The 4,100-nt window shown below is 64.3% G+C and carries 3 protein-coding genes; all 3 read left to right on the top strand.

Annotated features, from left to right (window positions below):
• The coding region (locus ACE3OH_RS20360; protein ID WP_374357442.1) for a hypothetical protein at positions 1-2,263 on the top strand (2,263 nt) is incomplete at its 5' end.
• A complete protein-coding gene (locus ACE3OH_RS20355) occupies positions 2,263-3,801 on the top strand; it encodes a hypothetical protein (protein ID WP_374357439.1) in 1,539 nt (512 codons plus the stop codon). The genes ACE3OH_RS20360 and ACE3OH_RS20355, both read left to right, overlap by 1 nt.
• Positions 3,801-4,100 (top strand): hypothetical protein (locus ACE3OH_RS20350; protein WP_374357437.1); only part of this gene is annotated, 300 nt, incomplete at its 3' end. The genes ACE3OH_RS20355 and ACE3OH_RS20350, both read left to right, overlap by 1 nt.

The raw sequence follows: 4,100 nt of genomic DNA, 5'->3' as shown, positions 1-4,100 counted from the left end.
GGATGGCCTCGACGCCCAGAAAAAGCAACTGGCCGATACCGCCAACAGCATCGGCCTGGGTGCAGATGCCATCAAGTCCGGCCTGCTCGACGCGGTGCGCAATGCCAAGGATGCGAACGAAGCGGGAACCGCCTTTGCCGATACCGTCATAACTGGCATCGAAAACGCCATGTATGACAACGCGGCCAAGCAAATCACCGACATCATCACGCAAGGACTGGTCAACCCAATCGTGAATGCCGTGATTGCCGGCACCTCGGTGACCGATGCCGTCAGCTCGGCAGCGATTGACGACATGGTCAAAAAGGCCGGCCTGGTTGCGCAGGCGGTGGGTGATCTGCTGAACAACCCCGATTTCAAGGCGGCCTTGGACAAGATTCACAGCAGCATGGCCAGCATCGGCACCAGCTTCTATGGCGCCCGTCCGCCATCGACTGCCAAGCCGCAAGACAAAGGCGGCGACAAGCCCGGCGACACGGCGGCAAACGACGCCAAGTCCTATGCCGACTACATGCTGCAACTCAACCGGCAGCTGGCCGACCTGAAGGCGCCCGACGACTACACCAAGCAGCTGAGCGCCATCATCAACCAGTATGAGGATGGCAAGCAGAAGCTGGCGGACATGCACAAGGCCGGCGATGCGGCGGCCATGTCCCTGTTGAATCAAACCAAGGCGGCCCAGCTGCTGGCCCTGCAAACGCAGATGACCGCCGATGCGTTTAACCGGGCCATCAACCAGCTGCAGGCCATGCAGAAGCTGGCCGGCGCGCAAGGCAACAACAGCAGCGCCTTGGCGCTTGGCGCCGCAGTGGCAAAGAGCACCTACGACAATGCGGTCAGTAAAGCCGCCGCCTCGCTGGGGTTTACTGATGCCAGCTTGGCGGCATGGCTCAAGGCCACCAACCAGACGCTGGAGCAGGCCGCGCAGTCCTACTGGGGCGGCATGTCGGCGGCGCAGAAAGAGGCGGCAACGGCAGCGATCAACGCCAAGGCCGACCTGATCGCAGCGAATCGGGCCGTCTACGATGCACAGCTCAAGATCGTTACCGACTTGGCTGCCGCCATCGACAGCTTGCAGAGCGTGTCCAACAAGGTGGCCGATGATATTGCTAAGGTGCAGATCGACCAGGGCAAGCTCACCGAGTCGGCGTGGCTGGATAGCCAGATTGCCGCCAGCAAGCAGCATCTGGCCAAGCTCTATGGCAACGGCGCCGACACGGCTGAATTGGTGGCCGAGGCCAACAACCTCGAAGCGCTCACCATGCAGCGCTACGAGGCCGAGAAAACCGCCATCGGCAATCTGACGGCCTACGCCAAGCAGCTGGGCGACTATGCCAAGTCGCTGCTCACCGGCAATTTGTCGCCGCTCAACGCCGTCGAAAAGCTCAAGCGGGCCGAGGCCGACTATGCCGAAACACTGGCAGCGGCCAACAAGGGCGACAAGGATGCACAAGGCAAGCTGACCCAGCGCGCCGATGTGTTCTTGAACTTGGCGCGCGACTACTACGCCAGCTCGCAGGGCTACACCGATGTATTCAACCGCATCCAGCGCGACATGACTGGTGCCGGCGCCTCGACGCTCAGCAATGCCGAGCAGCAGGCGCAGTACCTGTCACAGCTGGCGGGCAATGCCACCAAGACATTGGCCGAGCTGAGCAATATCAAGGATGCCGCCGGCTACCTCAAGACCAACCTGACCAGCCAGCTGCAAGGTGCGCAAACCACGCTTACCACCATGGCCAGCAGCCTGACCAGCCTGGGCGTTACCCTGCCCGAGCTGCTGCGCGGGCTGCCGAGCGCCATTGCGGCGGCAATGTCGGGCGCGATGGCGCCGAAGGTGGTGTACGCCACGCAAGATGGCGGCACCGCTGCCAGCAAGGCACCGGCCTTCCCGAAGCCGATACCCGGCTTCGCCAGTGGTGGTGACCACGCTGGCGGCATCGCGCAAGTCGGCGAGCACGGCCCGGAGCTGATCGCCACCGGTGCCGCCCGGGTGTTTACCGCTCAGCAAACCCGGCAGATTCTGGCCGGGCCGGCAATCGACTGGCGGCAGTACGGCCGGCAGGACAACAGCGCCCTGGTTGCCGAAGTCCGCCGCCTGCGCGAAACCAACGAAAAGCTGGAACAGCGCTTGGAGGCAATTGAGCAGCACACCGCCGATGCAAATCACCAGCGCGGCGAAATCGCGGTGCAGCAGCTGGATAGGCTCGACAACACCAACAAAACGCTGGGCCAACTACAAACCGCCACGGAGCTTGCTTAATGGCCTATCTGATCGAAATCGACGCCTACCCGCTGCCCAGCGGGCCGGCGAAGACGCTGCGCTTTTCCAGCGGCGCCGGCATGCGCACCCGCGCGACCGACACGCCGCCGCTGGTGCATTTTTCGCCAAACCTGAGCCAGCCATGGCTGATCCGCCGCGACCTGTTCGATAAGGCCACTACCTATGGCGCCATCAAGAGCGCCAAGGGGCAGATTACGCTGGTCAATGCCGATGGCTCGCTCGACGGCCTGCTTGATATGGCGCTGGATGGCCGCGAGGCACGCGCTTATGTCGGCACCGAGGGCGCGCCCTGGCCGGCTGGCTGGGTGTGCGTCGGCCGAGGCATCATTGAAACCGTGCAGGTGAGTAGCAATAACATCGTATTGTCGCTGCGCGACCGGCTCGATGCGCTCGACCAGCCGCTGCTCACCACCATCTATGCCGGCAATAATGTGCTGCCGGGTGGCGTGGAAGGGGTGGCGACGGACATGGGTGGCAAGCAAAAGCCGCGTATCTACGGCACGGTGCTGAATCTCTCGCCTTATCTGGTCAACACCGCCATCGCGGTCTACCAGCTCAGCGATCGGCTGTGTAGCGTGTCGGCTGTGTACGACCGTGGCGTGGCGCTGACACTTGGCGCCACCTACCCGGACGTGGCGACCATGCTGTCAGCCTCGCCGGCGCCGTCAACCTATAACGTCTGCGCCACGGCCACCGGTACCTATATCCGGCTGGGCAGCGCGCCGGCCGGCACGGTGACGGCGGATGCCAGCACCGCCGAAACCCGCACCGCGAGCCTGATCCAGCAGATTGCCCTCGATGCCGGCTTTACCCTGGCCGACCTCGCCACCGCCGACGTGGCCGCGCTCAATGCCGCAAACCCGGCGCCGGTGGGCGCGTGGGTGGAAGGCACCCGCACCGCGCTGGACGTGATCAACGAACTGGCCAGCAGCATTGGCGCCTATGTCAGCTTCGACAACAGCAACAAGCTACGCATGGCGCGGCTGGAAGCACCGGCCGGCCAGCCCGTGCTGACGGTGCAGCCGGCCCGCGTGGTGTCGCTGTCGCTGATCTCGACTGCCGATGGCGACAAGGGCATACCGCCGTGGCAAGTCGTGCTCGGCTGGGGTAAGTGCTACAGCGTGCAATCCGACCTGACCGGCAATGTACCGGCGGGCCGCAAGGCGCAAGTGTGCAATGCCTACCGCACGGTAACGGCGCAAGACGCGGCGGTGCGCGCTGTGCGCAAGCTGGCGCCGACCATGGGCACCACCGACAGCCCGATCCAGACCGCACTGGCGCAGCAGGCCGATGCGCAAGCCGAGGCCAATCGCCGGCTGGCGCTCTACAAGGTCGGGCGGCGCATGTTCACTGTCAAGGTGCGGCTAGAGCCGGCCCAGCTGCCGCTGATTGACCTGGGCGTGTGCATCAACCTTGTCTACCCGCGCTATGGCCTGCAAGCCGGCAAGCTGCTGCGGGTGGTCGGGATCGAGGCAAACGCTGAAATCGGACAAATCACCATGAGGCTATGGGGCTGATGGCAAATATTCTCCTTGGCTACCCCAATCGCGCCGACGAATGCACCCTGTCCGGTGGCAGCTGGACGGCAGCGGCGCCGCTCACTTGCCTGCAAACCCGTGTCTACAGCGAAACAGCGGTCAGTACCGATGCGCAGGCAGCCAGTACCTGGCTGGATGCGGCCACCGCCGGCCAGCGGCCAATCCGGGTGATTGCCTTGGCGGGCCACAACCTGACCACGGGTGCGCAAATGCGGGTGCGCGCCAGCAATACCGCCGGAGATTTCAGCCAGCCGCTGTGCGACACCGGCAGCGTGCCG

This window comes from Chitinimonas sp. (assembly GCF_041904975.1).
Classification (GTDB): domain Bacteria; phylum Pseudomonadota; class Gammaproteobacteria; order Burkholderiales; family Chitinimonadaceae; genus Chitinimonas.
Note: the sequence above shows the minus strand (reverse complement) of the source record. Positions and strands in the feature narration are given on the sequence as shown.